The sequence below is a fragment of the Actinomadura sp. NPDC048394 genome (assembly GCF_040651755.1).
GTDB lineage: Bacteria > Actinomycetota > Actinomycetes > Streptosporangiales > Streptosporangiaceae > Spirillospora > Spirillospora montaniterrae.
Genome location: NZ_JBEZJL010000022.1, coordinates 76702 through 97199 on the forward strand (window position 1 = coordinate 76702; position 20498 = coordinate 97199).

21 protein-coding genes are annotated in these 20498 nt (G+C 71.8%); 11 read left to right on the forward strand and 10 right to left on the reverse strand.

Going from position 1 to position 20498, the window contains the following annotated elements; translation table 11 throughout:
- Nucleotides 1-17 precede the first annotated feature (17 nt).
- Both AB0C78_RS17950 and AB0C78_RS17955 read right to left on the reverse strand, forming a co-directional pair.
- On the reverse strand, nucleotides 18-884 hold the full coding sequence (locus tag AB0C78_RS17950; protein WP_360748775.1) for a sigma-70 family RNA polymerase sigma factor: 867 nt from the start codon (nucleotides 882-884) through the stop codon (nucleotides 18-20).
- The gene (locus tag AB0C78_RS17955) at nucleotides 881-1756 is read right to left on the reverse strand and encodes a haloalkane dehalogenase (RefSeq protein WP_360748778.1); all 876 of its coding nucleotides are present in this window, start codon (nucleotides 1754-1756) and stop codon (nucleotides 881-883) included. Before AB0C78_RS17955 ends, AB0C78_RS17950 begins: the two co-directional genes overlap by 4 nt.
- A 244-nt stretch (nucleotides 1757-2000) precedes the next feature.
- On the opposite strand from AB0C78_RS17955, the gene AB0C78_RS17960 reads away from it, so the two are divergent.
- Both AB0C78_RS17960 and AB0C78_RS17965 read left to right on the forward strand, forming a co-directional pair.
- The gene (locus tag AB0C78_RS17960) at nucleotides 2001-3518 is read left to right on the forward strand and encodes a serine/threonine-protein kinase (RefSeq protein WP_360748781.1); all 1518 of its coding nucleotides are present in this window, start codon (nucleotides 2001-2003) and stop codon (nucleotides 3516-3518) included.
- A 1123-nt stretch (nucleotides 3519-4641) separates the two neighbouring features.
- Entirely contained in the window at nucleotides 4642-5448 is an 807-nt protein-coding gene (locus AB0C78_RS17965; protein ID WP_360748784.1) for a class I SAM-dependent methyltransferase, read from the forward strand.
- 88 nt (nucleotides 5449-5536) lie between these two features.
- On the opposite strand, the gene rox is transcribed toward AB0C78_RS17965, so the two are convergent.
- Entirely contained in the window at nucleotides 5537-7030 is a 1494-nt protein-coding gene (gene rox / locus AB0C78_RS17970) for a rifampin monooxygenase (RefSeq protein WP_360748787.1), read from the reverse strand.
- Nucleotides 7031-7207: 177 nt separating this feature from the next.
- Nucleotides 7208-7900, reverse strand: coding sequence for a TetR/AcrR family transcriptional regulator (locus tag AB0C78_RS17975; RefSeq protein ID WP_360748790.1), 693 nt, complete (start codon nucleotides 7898-7900; stop codon nucleotides 7208-7210).
- A 225-nt stretch (nucleotides 7901-8125) separates the two neighbouring features.
- Between AB0C78_RS17975 and AB0C78_RS17980 the strand changes: the two genes are divergently transcribed.
- The 3 genes from AB0C78_RS17980 to AB0C78_RS17990 all read left to right on the forward strand — a co-directional run bounded on the left by AB0C78_RS17980 (nucleotide 8126) and on the right by AB0C78_RS17990 (nucleotide 10854).
- Nucleotides 8126-8995 (forward strand): alpha/beta hydrolase, encoded by an 870-nt coding sequence (locus tag AB0C78_RS17980; protein ID WP_360748793.1) that lies wholly within the window; start codon nucleotides 8126-8128, stop codon nucleotides 8993-8995.
- 48 nt (nucleotides 8996-9043) lie between these two features.
- On the forward strand, nucleotides 9044-9640 hold the full coding sequence (locus tag AB0C78_RS17985; RefSeq protein WP_360748796.1) for a GNAT family N-acetyltransferase: 597 nt from the start codon (nucleotides 9044-9046) through the stop codon (nucleotides 9638-9640).
- A gap of 125 nt (nucleotides 9641-9765) precedes the next feature.
- Nucleotides 9766-10854 (forward strand): winged helix DNA-binding domain-containing protein, encoded by a 1089-nt coding sequence (locus AB0C78_RS17990; protein WP_360748799.1) that lies wholly within the window; start codon nucleotides 9766-9768, stop codon nucleotides 10852-10854.
- A gap of 15 nt (nucleotides 10855-10869) precedes the next feature.
- On the opposite strand, the gene AB0C78_RS17995 is transcribed toward AB0C78_RS17990, so the two are convergent.
- Nucleotides 10870-11676, reverse strand: coding sequence for an NUDIX domain-containing protein (locus tag AB0C78_RS17995; protein ID WP_360748802.1), 807 nt, complete (start codon nucleotides 11674-11676; stop codon nucleotides 10870-10872).
- A 107-nt stretch (nucleotides 11677-11783) separates the two neighbouring features.
- Between AB0C78_RS17995 and AB0C78_RS18000 the strand changes: the two genes are divergently transcribed.
- Entirely contained in the window at nucleotides 11784-12410 is a 627-nt protein-coding gene (locus AB0C78_RS18000) for a LysE family translocator (protein ID WP_151540777.1), read from the forward strand.
- Here AB0C78_RS18000 and AB0C78_RS18005 read toward each other — a convergent pair.
- From AB0C78_RS18005 to AB0C78_RS18020, 4 genes are all read right to left on the reverse strand, one after another.
- Nucleotides 12370-12888, reverse strand: a complete 519-nt coding sequence (locus AB0C78_RS18005; RefSeq protein WP_360748805.1) for a hypothetical protein — start codon at nucleotides 12886-12888, stop codon at nucleotides 12370-12372. The two genes, AB0C78_RS18000 and AB0C78_RS18005, sit on opposite strands and share 41 nt — an antisense overlap.
- On the reverse strand, nucleotides 12869-13354 hold the full coding sequence (locus tag AB0C78_RS18010) for a hypothetical protein (RefSeq protein WP_360748808.1): 486 nt from the start codon (nucleotides 13352-13354) through the stop codon (nucleotides 12869-12871). The genes AB0C78_RS18005 and AB0C78_RS18010 overlap by 20 nt, the downstream gene beginning before the upstream one ends.
- Nucleotides 13344-13907, reverse strand: coding sequence for a hypothetical protein (locus AB0C78_RS18015; RefSeq protein WP_360748811.1), 564 nt, complete (start codon nucleotides 13905-13907; stop codon nucleotides 13344-13346). Before AB0C78_RS18015 ends, AB0C78_RS18010 begins: the two co-directional genes overlap by 11 nt.
- Nucleotides 13908-14089: 182 nt before the next feature.
- Entirely contained in the window at nucleotides 14090-14692 is a 603-nt protein-coding gene (locus tag AB0C78_RS18020) for a hypothetical protein (RefSeq protein ID WP_360748814.1), read from the reverse strand.
- 96 nt (nucleotides 14693-14788) lie between these two features.
- Here AB0C78_RS18020 and AB0C78_RS18025 point away from each other — a divergent pair, with 96 nt between their 5' ends.
- Nucleotides 14789-14941, forward strand: a complete 153-nt coding sequence (locus AB0C78_RS18025; RefSeq protein WP_360748817.1) for a hypothetical protein — start codon at nucleotides 14789-14791, stop codon at nucleotides 14939-14941.
- A gap of 100 nt (nucleotides 14942-15041) precedes the next feature.
- On the opposite strand, the gene AB0C78_RS18030 is transcribed toward AB0C78_RS18025, so the two are convergent.
- Nucleotides 15042-15539, reverse strand: coding sequence for a hypothetical protein (locus AB0C78_RS18030; RefSeq protein WP_360748820.1), 498 nt, complete (start codon nucleotides 15537-15539; stop codon nucleotides 15042-15044).
- Nucleotides 15540-15765: 226 nt separating this feature from the next.
- On the opposite strand from AB0C78_RS18030, the gene AB0C78_RS18035 reads away from it, so the two are divergent.
- The 4 genes from AB0C78_RS18035 to AB0C78_RS18050 all read left to right on the forward strand — a co-directional run bounded on the left by AB0C78_RS18035 (nucleotide 15766) and on the right by AB0C78_RS18050 (nucleotide 20471).
- Nucleotides 15766-16698, forward strand: a complete 933-nt coding sequence (locus AB0C78_RS18035; RefSeq protein ID WP_360748823.1) for an NAD(P)-dependent oxidoreductase — start codon at nucleotides 15766-15768, stop codon at nucleotides 16696-16698.
- The gene (locus AB0C78_RS18040) at nucleotides 16695-17618 is read left to right on the forward strand and encodes an RNA polymerase sigma-70 factor (protein WP_360748826.1); all 924 of its coding nucleotides are present in this window, start codon (nucleotides 16695-16697) and stop codon (nucleotides 17616-17618) included. Before AB0C78_RS18035 ends, AB0C78_RS18040 begins: the two co-directional genes overlap by 4 nt.
- A 79-nt stretch (nucleotides 17619-17697) precedes the next feature.
- Complete coding sequence (locus AB0C78_RS18045; protein ID WP_360748829.1) at nucleotides 17698-18456, forward strand: hypothetical protein; 759 nt, start codon at nucleotides 17698-17700, stop codon at nucleotides 18454-18456.
- A 182-nt stretch (nucleotides 18457-18638) separates the two neighbouring features.
- Nucleotides 18639-20471 (forward strand): prolyl oligopeptidase family serine peptidase, encoded by a 1833-nt coding sequence (locus AB0C78_RS18050; RefSeq protein ID WP_360748832.1) that lies wholly within the window; start codon nucleotides 18639-18641, stop codon nucleotides 20469-20471.
- Nucleotides 20472-20498: the final 27 nt, after the last annotated feature.

Consider the following 20498-nt stretch of genomic DNA (forward strand, 5'->3'; position numbering starts at 1 on the left):
GTCAGACCCGCGGCCCCTCAGGGTGGTTGGTCGGGCAGCAGGTTCTTGTAATGGGTGGAGTGCAGCAGCGCCAGGACGGCCTTGGCGCGAGCTTGAGGCGCTGCGTAGTCGGGGTGGGCGCGCAGCAGTTCTCCCACGTCGCGGAGCCGTCCGAGAGCAGCGGCCGCCGTGACGGTCCGGGCGTCGCGCTTGGCGCCGGTGGGATGGGTGGCGAGGACGGGGCCGCTGGAAGGGATCCGCCCTTTGCCGATGGCGTAGGTGATCCGTTTGTCGCAGCGGCACGGCGCGGAGGCGTCCAAGAGCCCGCAGCGCCCCCGTAGTGCTTGACGGACCTGGCGGCGCGCGCGCTCAAGGCGCTTGCGGTAGGCCGCAGGCGAGATGGCGAGCACCCACGCCGCCTCCTCGCCCGTCAGGCCGAGGATCTCACCGACGACATAGGCGGCACGGCCGGCGCCGTCCAGGCACTGCAGCAGCGCCTGGGTGCACAGCAGCCGGATCTCCTCGGCGAGCAGCGCGCTGTCGGGGCCGGTGTAGTCGGGAGCCCGCAGCCCGTCGAGCAGGTCCTGCCGGTAGGAGGCGAACGTCAGCGTCTCCGCCGGTCGCCGCCGGAGGTTGAGCAGGTGGTTCACGGCGATCCGGTAAGCCCAGGTGACCAGCGACGCCTCGCCGCGGAACATGGACAGGCGGGTCATGACGCGGATGAGGATCTCCTGCGTGGCGTCCTCGGCGTCGGCGACGCGGCCGGTCATGCGCAGCGCCAGCCGGTAGACGGGGTCCTGAACGCGGGCCAGCACCTCTGCGAGCGCGTCCTCGTCCCCGTCCACCGCCCTCGTCACCAGGTCGAGGACGTCATCCCTCGGGGTTCGATCGTCGCCCGACGTCATCGGATCTCCTCCAGCCAGCGCGCGACCGCCCGGCCGATCGCGCCGGGGATCTGCTCGGGGGCGTGGTGGCCCGCCTCACCGACCCGCTCGATGCGCAACGCGCTGATGTTCTCCCTGGCCCAGGCGATGATCTCAGGCGAGCCGAGCCCCTGGGCCGGCTCGACGGTCATCAGCAGCTTCGGCACCTCGGGGGACCGTCCCATCCATGTCCCGTACGCGGCCACCGTGTCCACCACGTCCGCCGGCTCGCCGTCCAGCGGGAACTCCCGCGCCCATTGCAGCATGGGACGGCGCGAGGCCGGGTCGGGGTAGGGCGTCCGGTAGACGTTCAGATCCTGCTCGCTGATCCCGGGCACCAGGCGGCGCAGGTTCCCCTCGATGAACAGGTTGTCGTCCAAGACCATCCGCTCGCCGACGCCGGGCGTGCGGAACGCCCGGAACATCTCGGCGGCCTGCGGGACCATCTCCGTCCACCGCATCGGCCGCAGGAACGTCTCGATCAGCGCGATTCCGGCCACCCGCCCGTCACCGCGCCGGGCGGCCCAGTCCTGGGCGAGCGCACCGCCCCAGTCGTGGCCGACCAGGACCACCCTCCCGTCGCCCACGACCGTCTCCATCCAGGCGTCCAGATAGCGGGCGTGATCGGCGAAACGGTAGCCGATGTCGGGCTTGCCGGAGGCGCCCATCCCGATCAGGTCCGGCGCCAGGCACCGCGCCCGGTCGCCGACGTGCGGGAGGACGTCGCGCCACAGGTGGGAGGACGTGGGGTTGCCGTGCAGGAAGACCACGACCGGGCCGGACTCGCCGTTGCGGCGGTGCGCCATCCACGAGCCCAGCACCTCGGTCTTCTCCATGGCGTTCGGGGTCGACATCGTCGGCTCCTCCTTCGGTCGGTGACGCTGACGAAGGATTGGACACATGCTCCCCGCCCGGTGTGACGGAAAGCGGCGAAAAATCTTCTGCCACCGGGGCGGGGCGTGGTTCGGTGTGGCCGGCTCATCGGCGCATCGTGCCGAGGCCGATGTCGGTCTGGCTGGAAGTGGATCCCCGTCACCGGGTCTGGTGGAATGTTCCGATTGCGTGATCTATCCCTGACGGCCGGGTGTGGAGGCATCAGTGCAGGGTGGTCTGGAACTGGCCGGCCGGTACCGGCTGGAGGAACCGCTCGGCCGGGGCGGTATGGGAGAGGTGTGGCGGGGCGTCGACCTGCGCTTGCGGCGCCCGGTCGCGGTCAAGATCTTGCCGCTGACGATGGCGGCGGACCCGGCCGCTGTGGCCCGATTCCGCCGGGAAGCCGAGATCGCCGCGACGCTGAATCATCCCGGCATCACCACCGTGTTCGACATCGACGAGCATCACTACGGTGACGAACGCCTGCTCTTCCTGGTGATGGAGCTGATGCAGGGCCGGGACCTGCAACGGACGCTGGGCGAACACCCCGGCGGGATGCCCATCGAACGGGTGAAGGACCTCGCCGTCCAGATCCTCGACGCGATGTCCGCCGCGCACGGACGAGGCATCGTGCACCGGGACCTCAAGCCCGCCAACCTGTTCCTGCTGGAAGGCGGACGGGTCAAGGTCTGCGACTTCGGGATCGCCCGCCTCGCCGACGCCACGAAGATCACCGCCACCGGCGGGTCCGCCGGCACCCCCATGTACATGGCACCCGAACAGATCCAGGGCCGTACCGTCGACCAGCGGACGGACCTGTACGCCTTCGGCTGCGTCCTGTACGAGATGCTCACCGGCGCTCCCTGGGTGGACACCGGCGCCGGCCTGGCCGCGATCCTCTACCAGCATCTTGAGCAGATCCCCGCTCCACCGCGGTCCCTGCGCGCGGACGTCCCGGACCATCTCAACGCGCTCGTGCTCGAACTGCTCGCCAAGCGGCCCGACGACCGCCCACGCGACGCGACCGCGGTCATCGCGCGTCTCAATGGGGCGGGCACCGAAACGCTGCCGCAGACGCCAGGCCCGGAAACGGTTCCGACTTCACCGTCACCGGTCCCGGAAACGCTGCCGGCCACTCCGGCACCAGGGCCGGGAACGCCGCCCGCCGTCCGTGCGGCCGCCGTGATCCTGGCCGTCCTTGCGGTATGCGGCCTGGGCCTCTACGCCCTCACACGTTTCGCGTCCGGCAGCTATCAGAACAACGGCAGCAGCGATGAGACCCCTTCCGGAACGACCCTCAAACTCGGAGACATGGCGTTCGTCCTCCACCAGACCGGGACCACCAGCCCCGTGGACCGCATAGCAGTGGGGGTCAACACCATCGACAAGCTGCCCATCACCGACTTCGAGCCGGCGGACAGGCGGAAGATCCAGGTGCCGTACTGCATCCGCTTCTCGCTGACGAACAGAGGCGACCGCACCATGTCCGTCGGTGACGTCACCGACGTCACCAGCCATCTCTCAGGCCTACTCCCAAACGGAGCCGTCGCCAAGAATTGGGCGAGCACAACCCTGGCCGGCTTTCCCAACGCATGCCCGCGACCCGCCAACTCCCTGGCGCCGCACACCTCCCAACTCGAAACCGAACTGGTCTTCTCCAACTCGACAGTCGTCGCAGCACGGTGGCGGACATTCGGCGGCACAGCAGATCACCCTGAGGAATACACGATCTCCTGGAAGTAAGACGAGGCCGCCCCCTCAGCACCATCGACGTCCAAGCGTGCCGTGGGTGCGAAATGAGACGCCCCTAATGCTCCTCGGCTCGCTTGCGGCGATAGGCCCCGACCAGATCAGTTGTCTTGTAGAGGAGATCAGGCCCACCCTCGGGCGAAGGCCACACCTGAAGAAGGTGCTGTTCGATGGGAACACCGTCGATCTCCGTCGGCCAGGTGCCGTCCTCATCGGGCGGGGGCGCCATCCATGATGAGGTACTGGCCGTACTCCACGAATACCTGGGTCTGAAAGCGTCTGGCCATCGGACGGGCTCCGTTCCGTGGTGAGGGTAGGTGGCGACGACATCTTTGTGATGATGCCCGTCGCCTCTGACAGATCGAAGACTCCCTGGAGCCGTCGAGCATGTGTCCGGGGAACCCCATGGTTCCCGGCCCCCTCCTGGAACCGGGGCACTCGTTCACGCGAGGCGGTCTGACTCGCCTGTGCGGAGCTACCGTTGGCGCGGATGGAGACTACTGACGAAGCCGAGCAGCGAGCGCGGGTGTTTTGGTCGATCCTGAGAGGTAGCGTCGCCAAACTCTCGATGGATGCACGGGAGCAGATCCAAGACCCGGACGTAGACGAGTGTTTCGAGTGGGATACGGGATACCCCGTCCTATGGCGCAGCGAAGAAGCCGGATGGGTCACACCGCAACTACGGTCGCGTCTTAGCGAGCTCGACTACCTGTTGGATCAACTGAGTGACGCTCCGGACGCGTGGGACGACGTAGCGATCACGACTATGCCGCTATGGGAGCGCGCGCGCCAAGCAGCTCGCGACTGTCTCTCTCATGCCAGCAGCGCCCTGGAGCCCCGGGGATGGTTGGTTGGAGTAGTGGTGGTAGAGGCGCTGCAGGTCGATGGTTTGGGGCGAAGAGCCAGCTACCAAGCCGGCCCCGTTGTCCGGAGCGTTCCGTGCCGGTAGCGGCCGGTTGGATGCCGTCCCGCCATCACGCTCGCCCGGGGAAAGCCGGCGGCTGCGGTGACATCACCGTCGGCTCAGTGGCCAGCCGCCTTCCCGTCCACGGACGCTGACTGGGGCTACCGTCTGTTCTCGACGAGAGTGCGGTTGATCAGTCGGGTTGGAGCTGTCGTGGGTGATCTGGGGGAGAGTGCGCGTTCGGTCTGGTCGGGGCGGGCGGTTGCCTATGCGGAGTCCTTCGCCGCGGTGTGCGCGTATCCGATCGGGGATTTGCTGGACGCCGTTGGAGCCGGTTCTGGCGTCCATCTGCTGGACGTGGGCACCGGGTCGGGGAACGTCGCCGCCGAGGCGTGCGCGAGGGGCGCCCGGGTCACCGCTGTCGATGCCGACCCCGGAATGGTGGAGCTCACCGCGAAGGCCGTGCCGTCGGCTGAGGTCGGTGTCGCCGAGCTGCCCGTTCTTCCGTTCGCCGATGACGCCTTCGACGTGGTGACCGCCAACTTCGTGCTGGACCATGTGGGCCGGCCACGGCGTTCACTGGCCGAGCTGGGCCGGGTGGCCCGGCCGGGCGGCCGGATCGCGGTGACGGTCTGGGCGGTGCCGGGCGGGGCTGGGCGGGCTCTGCTGGGACGAGCGATCGAGGCCGCCGGTGTGCGCCACGATGGGCATCGGCCGGTCCTGGCGTCCGAGGACGATTTCCCGCGCACTGAACAGGGGCTTGTGGATCTGATGCGGGCCGCCGGGATTTCCGATCCCTCTTGCCGGACCATCACTTGGAACCATCACGTTTCCGCGCAGGAGTGGTGGCATGGCGCGGCGTCGGGTGTCGGCTTCATAGGCCATCTCGTCGCGACCCAAACGCCCGAGACCAGAGCGGAGATCAAGCGGCATTTCGACCTCCTGAGTGCAGAGTTCACCGGGTCGGATGGCCGTCTCGCCCTTCCGCATCGGGCACTGCTCGGCATGGGAAACGTCTGAGCATGAGCGGTGAGGATCGGTGCGTCCTCCGCTGCCGGCGAGCAGAGCTGCGGGTCTGGGCGGCCCGCCGATCTGCTCGCCGTCCGCGTCAGGTGGCGGGGGCGCCGAACCAGCGGGAGAGGTGGTCGTTCAGGGCCTGCTGATCGTCGCCGATCCAGGCGACGTGGCCGTCGGGGCGTAGCAGGACGCAGGGGACGTCGAGCGCCGCGGTGGGGTCGGCGACGTGGTCGACGCGGTCCGACCAGCCGCCGGCGGTCAGGCGTCCGGTGCGGTCCAGCAGCAGGCCGCGGCCGCGATGCAGCAGGTCGTAGAGGTGCCCCTGGTTCAGGTCGAGGTCGCGCAGGCGGCGGCCGAGCAGGTCGGGGCCCTCGCCGAAGTCGTAGCGGATGCCGATCGCGGTGATCTTCTCGATCAGGTGGCGGTTCACGTCGTCGAAGTCCATCAGTTCGGTGAGCAGCCTGCGCAGGGCCCGCGCGCCCGGGTCGGGGGAGTGCAGTTCCATCTGGGCGCGGGTGTTGTCCAGCACGTCCGCGGCGACGGGACGGCGTTCGGCCTCGTAGGTGTCCAGCAGGGTGTCCGGCGCCCAGCCGCGGATGTGCGCGGCCAGTTTCCAGCCGAGGTTGAACGCGTCCTGAATGCCCAGGTTGAGGCCCTGGCCGCCGGTGGGCGGGTGGATGTGCGCCGCGTCGCCGGCCAGCAGCACTCGTCCGATCCGGTAGTGCTCGGCGAGCCGGGTGGCATCGCCGAAGCGGGACATCCAGCGCGGGGAGTGCACGCCGAAATCGGTTCCGGCGACGGCGCGCAACCGCCGTTTGAAATCGTCCAGGGTGGGCGGTTCCGTGCGATCGCTGACGCCCGCGGCGGGGACGACGACGCTGTACGTCCCTTCGCCGAAAGGCCTGAGCCAGAATCGCTTTTCGGTCTCCTGGATTTCGGCGACTCGGGCGGCGATCTCGTTCGGCGGCGCGCCCGCTTGCATCTCGCCCATCAGCGTTTCGTTCCGCGAGGGCTCGCCGGGGAAGCCGACGCCGAGCAGTTTGCGGACGGTGCTGCGCCCGCCGTCGCAGCCGACGAGATAACGCGTCCGCAGCCGTTCCCCGTCGGACAACTCGACGGTGACGCCCTCGTCGTCCTGCTCGATACCGGCCACCGCGCATCCGTGCCGGACCTGTGCGCCCAGTCGGATCGCATGGTCTTCGAGGAGGCGGACGATGACCGGCTGCGGAATGCCCACCAGATAGGCGTGCGCGGAATCCAGGTCCTTGGGCGCGGGCTTGTTGATGGCGGCGAAGAAACCGGCCGCCGGACGCCGCCGTCCGCGTTCGAGAACGCGCTCCAGCAGTCCGCGCATCGCCATCAGTTCGAGACTGCGGATGTGCAGGCCGACGATGCGGACGAACGGCGCGGGCTCGGTCTCCTTTTCCAGGACGAGGACCCGCACGTCGTGCAGCCGCAGTTCGGCGGCCAGCATCGCGCCGGTCGGCCCGCCCCCGGCGATGATCACGTCGAACGGGAGGGGAGCGGCGCCGGAGCCCGCCGGCCGGGGGTCGGTGACGTCGCGCTCGGCTCGTTGAGAGTGCATAGGTGTTGCCTTTCGGGAGTGCCTTGGTGGCGAGGCGCTCCCGGCGACACCTACGTCAATCGCCCAGCCATGACGGGAGGGAGAGCACCCACGTCGATCCAGCGTTCATGGGTCTCACCTCCTCGGGCGGTGTCACGGCCGGTCGCAAGGTACAAGGCCGAGCGTCGTCCCGTCCAATCATTTACCGGCCGCCGAGTCGCGAGGAACCGGCTGGTCGGGGCTCTGTTCCAGCAGGAACTGCCGGTAGACGATCTTGAAGAGCGTCTTGCAGACGTCGGTCAGCTCGTCGATGTCGGTGGTGCGCTGCCTGGTGGACCAGTGGTTGATGAGCTGGCGGACGGCGCCGATGACGGCCAGCGCCCCGTACTCCATGCGGTCGGTGCGCGGAGCGGGGCCGTCGATGTGCTCGGTGAGCAGGGCCAGGACGAGGTCGGACAGCTCGTGGATGACCTCGTCGGCGCGGGCGCGCAGGGCGGGGCCGCTGCTGATCGACTCCAGGAAGACGATCCGGGCCGCGCGGGGGTCGGCGGTCAGGCCGTCCACGAACAGGGCGACGCCGGTGTCGATCTGCTCCTCGATGCTCATGCCGGGTCCGGACACGGCCATGATCAGCCGCTCCTTGAGCGGTTCGATCTGGGCGTCGTAGACCGCCCTCAGCAGGGCTTCGCGGTCGGTGAACGACTCGTAGAAGTAGCGCTTGGTCAGTCCGGCGCGCTCGCACAGGGCCTCGATGGTGGTGTCGGCGTAGCCGAGGGTGCCGAAGAGGTCGAGACCGGCCTCCATGAGCGCTTCGCGGCGCCGCCTCTGCCGTTCGTGGGCGTCCTGGCCGCCGTAGCGGCGACGACCCTTACCTGGCGCAGTGCCGGTCACCGAGTTTTCGTCCCCAGGTTCGTGGTTGCACCCGACCGCCATCTGACACCGTGCCGTATCACATCATCTGATACGCGGGAGTGTCAGAACGGATCGAGGTGGATATGTGCCGCCCGCGAGTCTACGAGCCCTCCCGGCCCCCGCCCCCAGGACGCCGAACGCGGGGCGCCAGGCGCCAAAGGCTCGTCGCGGACGGCCGCCCGTCCACCCGACGAGGAGGACCACGTGAAGTCTCCACGCACGCTCGCCGGCCTCGCCGCGGCCGCGCTGCTGGCCGCCGGCGCCCTGCTGCCCGCCCCGGCGGCCGGCGCCGACACCAACCCCTACCAGCGCGGCCCCGACCCGACCCCGGCGAGCGTCGCCGCCGAGACCGGGCCGTTCGCGATCGCGTCCCAGACCGTCCCCGGGGGGAGCGGCCCCGGGTTCGGAAACGGCACGATCTACTACCCGACGGACACCCGCCAGGGCACCTTCGGCGCCGTCACCGTCATCCCCGGCTTCCTCGGCTGGGAGGGGACGCTGCAGTGGCTCGGCCCGCGGCTGGCCTCCCAGGGCTTCGTCGTCATGACCCTCAACCCGCTCACCCCGCTGGACCCGCCGTTCACCCGCGGCGACGAACTCGTCGCCGCGCTCAAGTACCTGACGACCACCAGCCCGGTGAAGGACCGGATCGACCCGCACCGCCTCGGCGTCATCGGCTGGTCGATGGGCGGCGGAGGCGCGCTGCGGGCCGCCGCCGCCGACCCCGACATCAAGGCCGACGTCGCGCTGTCCCCCTGGGACATCGGCGGCGTCGCCGGGCAGGTCAGCACCCCGACCCTGATCTTCGGCGGCGACTGGGACACCCTCGCCCCCACCGGCCTCTTCGGCAAGCCGTTCTACGACGGGCTCAAGACCGGCGACAAGGCGCTCATCCAGCTCAGGAACGTCACCCACTTCCACTACATGGTCCCCAACACCCCCACGGCGGAGTACTCGCTCGTGTGGCTCAAGCGCTTCGTCGACAAGGACACCCGCTACGACCGGTTCCTGTGCCCCGACCCCGGCACCGGCGACGCCATCTCCGAATTCACCATCGAATGCCCGCTCCCCTGATCCGGGCACCCCGGGCCGCCGCGCGCCGAGGCCGGTACCGTCCCAGTTGTGAATGATGGGGCTGTCGATGTCTTCCAAGCCGGCGGGACGGACGCCGGCCGCCGGGTGACGCTGCGCCACCTCGGCGGCGGCGACCAGGGCGAGTTCCTCGACCTGGTGAGGGCCAGCGCGGAACTGCACCGGCCGTGGGTGTCCCTGCCGTCCACGCCGGAGCAGTTCCGGGCCTACCTCGCGCGATATGCGAAACCCGACGAGGAGTCGCTGCTGGTCCGCGTGCGCGGCAGCGGGGCCGTCGCCGGTGTGGTCAACATCAACAGCATCATCCGGGGACGGTTCCAGTCGGCGTCCATCGCCTACGCCGCCTTCGCCCCGTCCGCCGGTCAGGGCTACATGTCCGAAGGAGTCGAGCTGGCGGTGCGCTACGCCTTCGAGGAGTTGCGGCTTCACCGGCTCGAAGCCCAGATACAGCCCGAGAACCGCGCGTCCCTCGAACTGGTCCGGCGCGTCGGCTTCCGCCATGAGGGCCTGTCGCCCGAGCTGCTGTACATCGACGGAGCGTGGCGCGACCACGAACGGTGGGCGATCACCAGCACCATGATCGACATCGCGCCCACGCCCCCGCACGCGACGCTGCCGGAGCGCTAGCGAGTCGCGCGCGGTAGCGGTCACATCCTGGCCGCTATCCCTGCGACGGTGGACGGGCAACGAAACCGCTACAAGGAGCGTGAGATGGCCGCCGACCTCCGAGGCGACGCACGCGCGGCGCACGGATGACCGTCCTCGACACCCGGACGCTGAACCGCGCGACGCTCGCCCGGCAGTCGCTGCTCGACCGCACCGGGATGCCGGTCGCCGGCGCCGTCGCCCACCTGTGCGGATTGCAGGCGCAGGAACCGCAGGAACCGTTCGTCGGGCTCTGGTCCCGGCTGCGCGCGTTCGACCCGGCGGACCTGTCGGACCTGCTGACCGGGCGTCGCGTGGTGCGGACGCACCTCATGCGCCGCACCGTCCACCTCGTCACGGCCGAAGACGCCCTCGCCTGGCGGGCCCGCCACGACCCGATGCTGCGCCAGCGGGTCCTCGCGGTCTACCGCCGCGAGCTCGCCGGGGTGGATCTCGACGAGCTCGCGGCGGCGGGACGGGCGGTGACGGCCGACGGCGAGCCGCGCACGATGGCGGAGCTGGCGCGGGCGGTCGCCGAGCGCTGGCCTGCGCCGGGGCCGCGGGCCCTCGGCGAGATGCTCGTCGCCGCCCTCGTCCCGATGGTGCAGATCCCGCCTCGCGGGCTGTGGCGGACGCGAGCGGGCGTGCGGAACGTCCCGCTGCCGATCTGGCTCGGCCGCGACATCGACCCGCCGTCCCCGGACGGCTCGGACCCGGTCGGCCGGGCGCTCGTCCGGCGCTACCTGGCCGCGTTCGGCCCCGCCACCTCCGCCGACCTGCGCGCCTGGTGCGGCCTCGCGGGACTGCCCGCCGCGATCGCCGCGATGCGCGAGGAGCTGGTCTCCTTCCGCGACGAGCGGGGCCGCGAGCTGCTGGACCTCCCCGACGCGCCGCGCCCCGACCCCGGCACGCCCGCCCCGGTGCGGTTCCTGCCGGCGTTCGACAACGCGATCCTCGGCTACCAGCACCGCGGCCGGATCATCGACGACGCGCACCGCGGCCTGTCCGTCACCGGTGCCCGGATGGTGCTGGTCGACGGCCGGGTCGCCGCGACCTGGACCGTCGACGCCGGCACCGTGGCCGTCACCCCGCTGCGCCGTCTCTCCCGAGCAGACCGCGCCGACATCACCGACGAGGGACGCTCGCTCGCGTCCTTCCTCTCCGACAACGAAAGCGACCGAGTCCAGATCGCCTAGGCGAACGACGCCACGTCAGGCCCATCCATCGACCCCGAACGCCTCACCACGCACGATCGAGGCCAGCGCCAGCGCGCAGTGCGGAATCACGTCATGGGACGGCTGCGCAGGATTGATCCACAACACCTCCGACGCCTTGTCCGGCTCGGCGACGCGCGGTTCGCCCTCCCACCGGTCGAAGCGGAACCAGAAGTCGCTGACCGCATGGCACGGCCCCGGCAGCGTCGCGGCGGTGCGGTGCATGACATGGACGAAACGCGCGTCCGCCCGGCGCAGCCGGACGCCGGTCTCCTCGCCGGCCTCGCGGATCGCGGCCGCCACCACGTCCTCGCCCGGCTCGATCCGTCCGGCGGGCGGGCAGAGCCACCCGTCGGCGTACCCGGTCTTGTGGCGGCGCAGCATTAGGACCCGGCCGTCCTCGCGCCGCAAGAGCACATGGGGCGCGACGAAGGACCCGTACCATCCGCCGGCGCCATCGCCTTCCGCCGGTGGGGCAGCGACGCTCCGCGCGGAAACGACCCCGAGCCGCCTCGCCAGATGCGCTTCGGCCTGCGCGGCGCCGCCCGCCAGATCGACCATGAGAATGGCGGCGGTCAGCATGACGTCGGCGAGTTCGTCCAGGACGTCGGTTTCGGTCTTGTGGACGCCTTTGCGTGGGTTGCCGCCGGTCATCCCGATATAGGCCTCGGCGACCTCGCCGACCTCTTCGGCGAGCTTCAGCACCAGGGTCTGGGACGGCACCTCGGCCAGGTAGCCGGCCCGGAGGTGGGCGGCGTCCGCCCAGAAACCCCGGCATGGCTCGGTGCTCTCAGGGGAGGTCACGCCGTCGAGCCTAGGAGGCGGCCGGGTGTTCGTGCTGGTTTTTCGAACGTTTGATCGAGGTTTCAAAGGGGTCGCGTCGGGGTGGGGTGGCGTTCGATGATTCAGGCATGTTGGACACATCCCTCTATGTGGCATTTCTTGTCGCCGCGCTCGCGCTCTGCCTCACTCCCGGACCCGACATGATGTTCATCGTGGCCATGGGCGGGCGGGGCGGCCCCGCCACCGGCGTGATGGCCGCCGCGGGCGTCGCCACCGGCGCGCTCACCCACGCGATCGCGGCGATGCTCGGCCTTTCGGCGCTGTTCACCACCCTGCCGACCCTCTACCACGTGCTCCGCTGGGCGGGCGCCGCCTACCTGCTCTACCTCGCGGTGAAGTCGTTCCGGGACCGCGGCGAACCCGGCGAGGAGGCCGCCCCCGCCGGCCCGGGCAGGCTCCGCGCGTTCTGGCAGGGCGTCATCACCAACCTGCTCAACCCCAAGGTCATCCTGTTCAACATCGCGTTCCTGCCGCAGTTCGTGAACCCCTCGCTCGGGCACCCGATGGTCCAGTTCCTCGTCCTCGGGCTGACGCTCGTGCTCATCGGCCTCGCGGTGGACGGGACGGTCGGGCTGCTGTCCGGCCGGCTCGCGCGGCTGCTGCGGCGGAGCCGCCGTGTCGCGCGCGGCCTCAACATCTTCAGCGGCACGGTCTTCACCGGGCTCGCCGTCCGCCTCCTGGCCGTCGCGAAATAGGAGCGGCGTTCGACGGGTGCGGCCGGCGGGTCTCCAGGGCCAGGTAGGCGGCCAGGGCCAGCACGGCGGCGGATTCCAGGGCGAGGGCCAGGCGGACGGTCGTCCGGTAGCCGTACTCGTGGAAGCCGAACAGCGTGCCCTGCTCGCTGAGGATCAGCCCGATGATCGTCCCCAGGAGGAAGACGATCCCGCCGAGCGCGATGAGGGCGTGCGGGGCCCGGCCGAGCAGCGGCAGGGACCGGACGAGGGGGATGGATCCGAGCGGTGCGAGCAGGGCGAGGCCCAGCACCACCGCACTGGCGAAGTTGGCCGCGAACAGCGGGCCGATGATCGGGATGACGCGGTAGTAGTCGGCGAAGTACTCGTACAGGTGCACCGCGCCGACGCCGAACAGCAGGAGCGCGGCCAGGCAGCGCAGCAGCGCCGGGGTCAGGGCGCCGTGGCCGGTCGCGGTGACGTCAGGGCTGGAAGCCGCCATGGGCACTCCCCGTGGTCTGGATCTGTCCTTGCGGCGTGAGGGCGAACCAGGGGGCGCCGAACTGCGTGATGCCCTGGCCCTGGGCGTCGCCGCGTCCGGTGTCGGCCTGGTAGTAGTACAGCGGATGCCCGGCGTAGACGAGCTGGCGCGGCCCGTCGGAGCGGGCGATCGTGGTCAGCTTGGCCGCCTGGGTCCCGCCGGACGTCCCGGGCCGTCCCTGGGTCGTGGCCGGGGGCCAGATGCTCGCGCACGCGCCGAAGCAGGTGGACCGGTTCGGCGGGTCGGCGGCGAACAGGTAGAGCGTGCGGCCCTGGTCGTCGACGATGATCCGCCCGAGCTTCGGGACGGCGGCCGAGGTGACCTGCTGGCGGCCGGGGTCCTGCGAGTTCGTCGCGAACGCGCAGCCGGCGGCCAGCAGGCCGGCCGCCGCCGCGGCGGCCCACCGGCCCGGCCGGTCAGGAGCCACTCTTCTCGACCTTCTGGCCGCTCGGGGCCAGCACGTCCCATCCGGCGCCGAACTGGTTGAGCCCCTCGCCCTTGGCGCTGCCCTTCGTGGTGCCGTCGGGCGCGTAGTAGTACAGCGGATGCCCGGCGTAGGTGACCTGCGTCGTCCCGTCGCTCCGGGTGGTGGTGCCGAGCTTGGACGCCTTGGCGTCGGAGCCGGCGTGCGGTTTGCCGGTGGTGGTGACGGGCGGCCACACCGCCGCGCAGGCGCCCGAGCAGGAGGACTTGCCGCCCTGGTCCTTCTCGAACAGGTACAGCGTGCGGCCCTGGCCGTCGACGAGGACCTGGCCGAGGTTCCCGACCTTCGCGGTCGCGATCGTTCCGCCCGCGTTGGCGGTGCTCGGCGACGACGACGCGGCGACCGGGACGGCGGGACGGTGGGCGGCGCCGCCGGAACCGGCCGAGCCGCCGCACGCGGTGGCTGCGGCGGCGATCGCCGCGACGGGGACCGCGAGCCGTGCGCCGCGGCTCCGCCACGGCGAGCGCGGGGTGTTCCGCTGAGTCGTTCGGGACATCGCTGGACGTCCTTCCCTCGGAGAGCTCGGTGCCGGCCGTGCCGGCGCCTTCCTTTCCGGTTCCGCCCGTACCCGGGCAGAACGGGGTCGAACTGACTTGCCCAGACGCTGACCTGGCCTTTCTCGCGCGGCGAGGCGGCGATGGCGAACGCTTGAGGGAGCCCGGCGACGGACGCTCAGCGTCAGGACGTCGCGTTAAGGCGGTGGCGCTTGACGAAACTCCCTCGGCAGTGGGTGCAGCAGAAGCGGTGGACTTCGCCGTCCAGTTCCGCGGTCACGGGGCTGTCGGCGGGGATGACCGCGCCGCAGGCGGGGTCGACGACCATTCCGTCGGGTAGCTGGGCGGTTCCCGTCTTGGCGTCTTCGATCGCCGCCTGGAAGTCCGCGGTCCGGAGAACGCGCCCGCCGAGCCCGTACCCGCCTTCGGGGACGGGGTGGACGTTGACCGTCACCCGCATGGCGCGCTCCGGGCCGTCGAACTCCGCCGCCGCCTCCAGCAGCTCCCGCGTCGCGCGGGCGACGAGGTGCTCGCTCATCTCCCTGGCCCAGGCGCCGGCGTGGATCCGTACGAGGCACGGCAGGTCGCGGCCATCGGTGAGCCAGACGTCCGGTTCGTGGACGATCACGTCGGTGAGCGAGCCGAACCAGGCCAGGACGCCCGGGTCGGCGCGGTGCTCCCCGCCGGAGCCGGCCAGGAGGCGGTCCGCGGTGAGGCGTCCGGCCAGCGTCCGGCGCTCCTCGGGAGTGAACGCGCCCTTCGGAACCATGAGCTCGACGAGCAGCATCGCGGCGGACCTTCCTGTGCGGCGTCGACGTCCGACGTTAGTGTACGCCGTACATCTACCCGCCGTCAGGAACGACGAGGATCGGGCCCCTCAGTGATGCCCCACATCTCGGCGAAGCGGCCGTTCGTGGCGGAGGCGCTGGTCGCGGGGTCCTTCGCGGCGATCCGCCACGCGGGCGCGGAGGCGAGCCGCGAGCGCTCGGCGCACATCGCCGGCCTCATCCTCGACGGGTTGCGCCCCCGGACGTGAAAAGGGGGCTTGGCGGGGTGGGCGGTCGTGGCGGCCTCGGTTCCCCGTCAAGCCCGGTGCCGGCGGACGGCGCTGTCCGCCGACGTTCGTGGTGGGGGTGTCAGTAGCCGCCGGGCTTGCTCGTGGTGGGCGCCGGCGCCTTGCTGCCGGTGCCGGTCGGCGACGGGCTCGCCGGCGCGCCGCCGCCCCCGGCTCCGCCTACGGTGAGCTGCGTCTTCATGCCGAGGTTCTTGTGGTTGTCGACGGGACACCACATCTGGTAGGTGCCGGCTTTGAGGGTGACCTTCAGGTTCCCGGTGGCGCCCGGTTTGATGCCGGAGATCTGCTTCGTGCCGCTGATGCCCGGCCCGGAGATGGCCAGCCCGTGCACCATCGTGCCCGCGTTCTTGGCGACGAAGGTGTACGCGCCCGGCTTGAAGGTCGTCGTGGACGGCGTCAGCGTGTACTCCTTCTCGGTCACGGTGACGGTCGTGGCCTTCCCGGGCGGGCTCGCCGTCGAGGTCGGGCTCGCCGTCGCGTGGGCGGCGCCTGCGGGGAGCAGGGCGCCGGCCGCCAGGAACGCGGCCCCGAATGCGGTGGAAATGGTGGTTTTGTTCATAATTGCCGGGCTCCCCGGCGGTCTCGCCGCCAAACCGAGCGGGTGTCGCCGAAACCGCAGGTCAACGGGGGTTCCGCTGGAGGTCGACCAGCGCCCGGAACGCGGTGCGACGGCCTGCGCGGCGCCGCCGGTGTGACGGCGCTCGCGGCGCGGTCGTGTCACAGGCGGACGGGGCTGTCTCGTCTCGGGTCCGAAAAGAGGGACCGGAAACGGGAAGGTGAGGGACATGCGGGTTTTCGTGGCAGGTGGGAGCGGTGTCCTCGGACGGCGGCTGGTGCCGCAGCTCGTGGCCCGGGGCCACCAGGTGACGGCGACGACGACGAGCGCCGCCAAGCTCGACGCGCTGGAGAAGCTCGGCGCCGAGGCCGTCGTGATGGACGGGCTGGACGCGGCGTCCGTCGGCGAGGCGGTCGCGGCGGCCCGCCCGGACGCGGTCGTCCACCAGATGACGGCGATCTCGGTGACGCACGCCGGCAAGCCCGACATCAAGCACCCGGACCGCTGGTTCGCGATCACCAACCGGCTGCGCACCGAGGGGACGGACCACCTGCTGGCCGCCGCCGAGGCGACCGGCGTGCCGCACGTCGTCGCGCAGGGCTACGCGAGCTGGAACGGGATCCGCGAGGGCGGCTGGGTGAAGACCGAGGACGACCCGCTCGACCTCCTCGAGGGGACCGCGGCGCAGGCCGGGATGGAAGCGATGCGGCATGTCGAGGAGGCCGTCCTCAAGACGGGCGGCGCGGTGCTGCGGTACGGCGCGTTCTACGGGCCGGGCGCGATCGACGACCAGGTGGAGCTGGTCCGCAAGCGGCAGTACCCGCTGGTCGGGCGCGGCACCGGGTACAGCTCGTGGATCCATCTCGACGACGCGGCGAGCGCGACCGTCCTCGCGGTGGAGCGGAAGGCGCGGGGCGTGTTCAACATCGTGGACGACGAGCCGGCGCCGGCGAGCGAGTGGCTGCCGCACCTGGCGGCGTGCGCGGGGGCGAAGCGGCCGATCCGGGTGCCGGTGTGGCTGGCCCGGCTGCTCGCGGGGGACCAGGCCGTCATCATGATGACGGAGGGGCGGGGCTTCTCCAACGCCAAGGCCAAGCGGGAGCTCGGCTGGGAGCTGCGACACCCGTCGTGGCGGCAGGGGTTCGAGGAAGAGCTGGCGTGAGCAGGGCCGAGGAGTTCCAGGAGCTGCGGCCGCTGCTGTTCTCGATCGCGTACCGGATCCTCGGCAGCGTGAGCGAGGCCGAGGACGCGGTCCAGGAGACGTGGCTGCGGTACGAGGGGGCGGCGGCGCGGCCCGCGTCGGCGAAGGCGTACCTGTCGGCCGTGGTGACGCGGATCTCGATCGACGTGCTGCGGTCGGCCCGCGTCCGGCGCGAGCAGTACGTGGGGCTGTGGTTCCCCGAGCCGCTGCTGGCCGACCCCTACGAGGACCCAGCGCGATCGGCGGAGCTGGCCGACTCGCTCTCGATGGCGGCCCTGCTGCTGCTGGAGCGGCTCAGCCCGCTGGAGCGTGCGGTGTTCGTCCTCCGGGAGGTGTTCGGATTCGGGTTCCCGGACGTCGCGTCGGCGGTGGGGAGGTCGGAGGCGGCGTGCCGTCAGCTCGCCGTGCGCGCGCGCCGGCACATGGACGCGGGACGCCCCCGGTTCGAGGCGGACCGCCGCGAGCGCGAGGAGCTCGCGGGCCGCTTCTTCGACGCGTTCACCGAGGGGGACGTCGACGGGCTGCGGGAGCTGCTCGCCGCCGACGCGCAGCTGGTCAGCGACAGCGGCGGGAAGGCGCCGCGCTGGGGCGAGGGTGTCGCCGGGGCGGCGAAGGTGGCGCGCGCGCTGTCCACCCTCGTGCGGCCGTTCCTGGAGATCGGCGGCGTGGTGGAGCCGTGCGAGGTGAACGGCCAGCCGGGCGCGGTCTTCCGCGACCGGGACGGCCGGGTCGTCAACACGTGGTCGCTGGACATCCTCGACGGGCGGATCCAGACGATCCGCACGGTGCTCAACCCGGACAAGCTCGGGCATGTGGGGCCCGTGGCGGACGCCTGGGCGGTCGTCCGGGAGACGGCCCGGGTGCACCGGAACCCCGACTGACGGCGGCCGGGCGAGCGGAACCCCCGCGCGAGCCGGGCCGTCTCACCTCGGCGTCCGCGAGCACATGGGGGATACCGGGATGAGGGCACGGATCCGGCGAGGCCGGCTCGCGTGGGTGATCGCCGCGGCCCTGGCCGTCGTCGCGGCGGCGGTGGTGACCGTGGTGGCCGTCCTGGACGAGCCCGCCCGGCCGCACATCTGCGGCTGCAAGCCGCCACCGGACACCGGTGGGATCGAGGGCGTGCTCCGCGGCTGGCAGGACGCGGCGGCGCATCGCGACGTCCAGGATGCATGGCGGCTGCTCACACCCGAGGCGCAGCGGCGGTACGGGACGCCGCAGCGCCTGCGGCCGGAGTTGCCCCGCATAGCCCCGGCCCCGCGCGCCCCCGCGCGATGGACGCTCATCGACGAGATCACCCAAGGACGCGGCACCCCCAGCGAGTTCCTGTATCTGCTCGTAGAGAAGCGGACCCTGCGGCCCGCCGGGGCCGTCGTCGTCCACTCCCTGGCCGACGGTGCCGTAGACGGGCGCATCGATCCCATGCCCGCCGCGACCGTCCGCATCCTCGAACCCGAGGCCCGTACCAAGGTCGGCGCCCGGCCCTTGATGCGCGCGGCTACCAGCAGTCCCCCGGCGTACGTCGCCGTGCAGGCCGGCGGAGTGGCCCACGGCAGCGTAGGCGGGACCCGCCGCCCCGACGGCCGCGACGACCCGTTCGGCGAACCGCTGCGCCCCGGCGCGGCCCTCATCGTCGCCGTCCAGACGGACGGAAACGGGCACTTCGCCTACGGAACCGTCCGCGTCACCGTCCGCCGACCGACCCGGTCGGCTCGATGACGCAGGCGGGCGCGGCCGAAAAACCTCACCCGGCCGGTCATGTAACGCTAACGCGCCCGCTCGCTACTCTCTGTGCCTGGAGGTGATCGGGTGGACGCTGGGGCCCGTGCGGCGCCCGGCGGCCCGGCCCCGCCCGCCTCCCCGCTGCGGATCAGGTAATCCAGCCGACCCTGGAGGGCTCCATGCCCGGCTACCGCGACTTCGTCCCGCGACAAGGCTTCCAGCCGACCCTGGCGCTGTCTCCCGACGCGGGCACCGTGGCCTACTCGAGCAACGCCGCCGGCCGGTTCGACCTGTGGACGGTCCCGGTCGCGGGCGGCGCGCCCCGGCGGCTCACCCGGCTGCCGGACGGGGCCGTCCGGCGGATCGCCTGGGCCCCGCACGGCAAGAGCCTCGTGTTCACCGCCGACCGCGACGGCGACGAGCAGTACCGGCTGTACCGCATCGACCTCGACGGCGGCGGCGGTCCCGCCGGCCCTCCCGCCGAGATCGGCGCGGGCCCGCACTGCCAGCGCGTCCTGCCGGCCGCGCCGTTCGACGCCGAGGGCCGCCGCCTGGTCTACGCGGCGAACGACCGCGACGCGACCGTCCAGGACGTGCTCGTCCGCGACCTCGCCGAGGACACCGAGCGGCGGTTCGAGCCGCCGCCGGGCGTCGTCTTCCGGCCGGTCGGGATCTCCCCGGACGGGCGGTGGCTGCTGACCGGCGGGTTCAGGTCCCACACGCAGGTCGCCGCGTACCTGGCCGACCTGCGGGACCCCTCCGCCGCGCCGGTGTGCGTCACCGCCGACCACGGCGACGGGCTGTTCGAGCCGGGCCCCTGGGCGGCCGACTCCTCGGGCTTCTACCTGCGCACCGACCTGTGGGGGGAGTTCGTCGCCGGGGCGTTCTACCGGCTGGCCGCCGGGAGCCTCGAACCGGTCGCGCAGCACGACTGGGACGTCGAGTTCATCGAGGTCGCGGGCGACACCCTCGTCTGGTCGGTCAACCAGGACGGATGCTCCACGCTGTTCGCGCGGCACGGCGGCCGGCCGCTGCCGCTGCCCGCCGTCCCGCCGGGCGTCGTGTCGGCGCTGGCGCTCGCGCCGGGGGCCGAGCCGCTCGTCGTCCTGCTCGACACCGCGACCCGTCCCGCCGAGGTCGCCGTGCTGGACGCGGTCGACGGCGTCCGCTACCTCACCGACGCCCGGCCCCGCGCGTTCACCGCGTCCAGCGCCCCCGGCGCCTCCATGGTCGAGCCCGTCGAGCCGGAGCCGGTCGTCTACCCGTCGTCCGCCGGACGGTACGTCCACGCGCTGTACTACCGGCCGCACACGCCGGGCCCGCACCCGGTCCTGCTGTCGATCCACGGCGGCCCGGAGGCGCAGGAACGGCCCGAGTACATGCGGTCCGGCCTGTACCAATACCTGCTCGCCCGGGGGATAGCGGTCTTCGCGCCGAACGTCGCCGGGTCCACCGGGTACGGCGCCCGGCACCAGAAGCTCATCCACCGCAACTGGGGCGGTTTCGACCTGGACGACCTCGACCACGCGGTCTCCCATCTGCGGTCCGTGCCCGGCGCCGACGCCGCGCGCATCGCCGTGATGGGCGGCTCCTACGGCGGGTTCGCCGCGCTGTCCTGCCTGGCGAGGCTGCCCTACCGGTGGGCGGCGGGGGTGTCGCTGTGCGGCCCCGCGAACCTCGTCGCGCTCGCCCGGTCCTGCCCGCTGACGTGGAGGCACTTCGTCGCGGCGGTCCTCGGCGACCCCGACACCGACGCCGGGTACCTGACGCAGCGCTCGCCGATCACCTACGCCGACACCATCACCGCGCCGCTGTTCGTCCTGCAGGGCGCGCGGGACCCACGCGTCCCCCGCGCGGAGTCGGACCGGCTCGTCGACCGGCTGCGAAGACGCGGCGTGGACGTCCGGTACGAGGTCTTCGACGACGAGGGCCACGGGTTCACCCGCCGCGAGAACGAGCTGCGCGCCTACGAGGAGATCGCAGAGTTCCTCTGCGGCCACCTGCTCGCCTGAACGGCGCGGCCCGCGCGGCGATCGTTC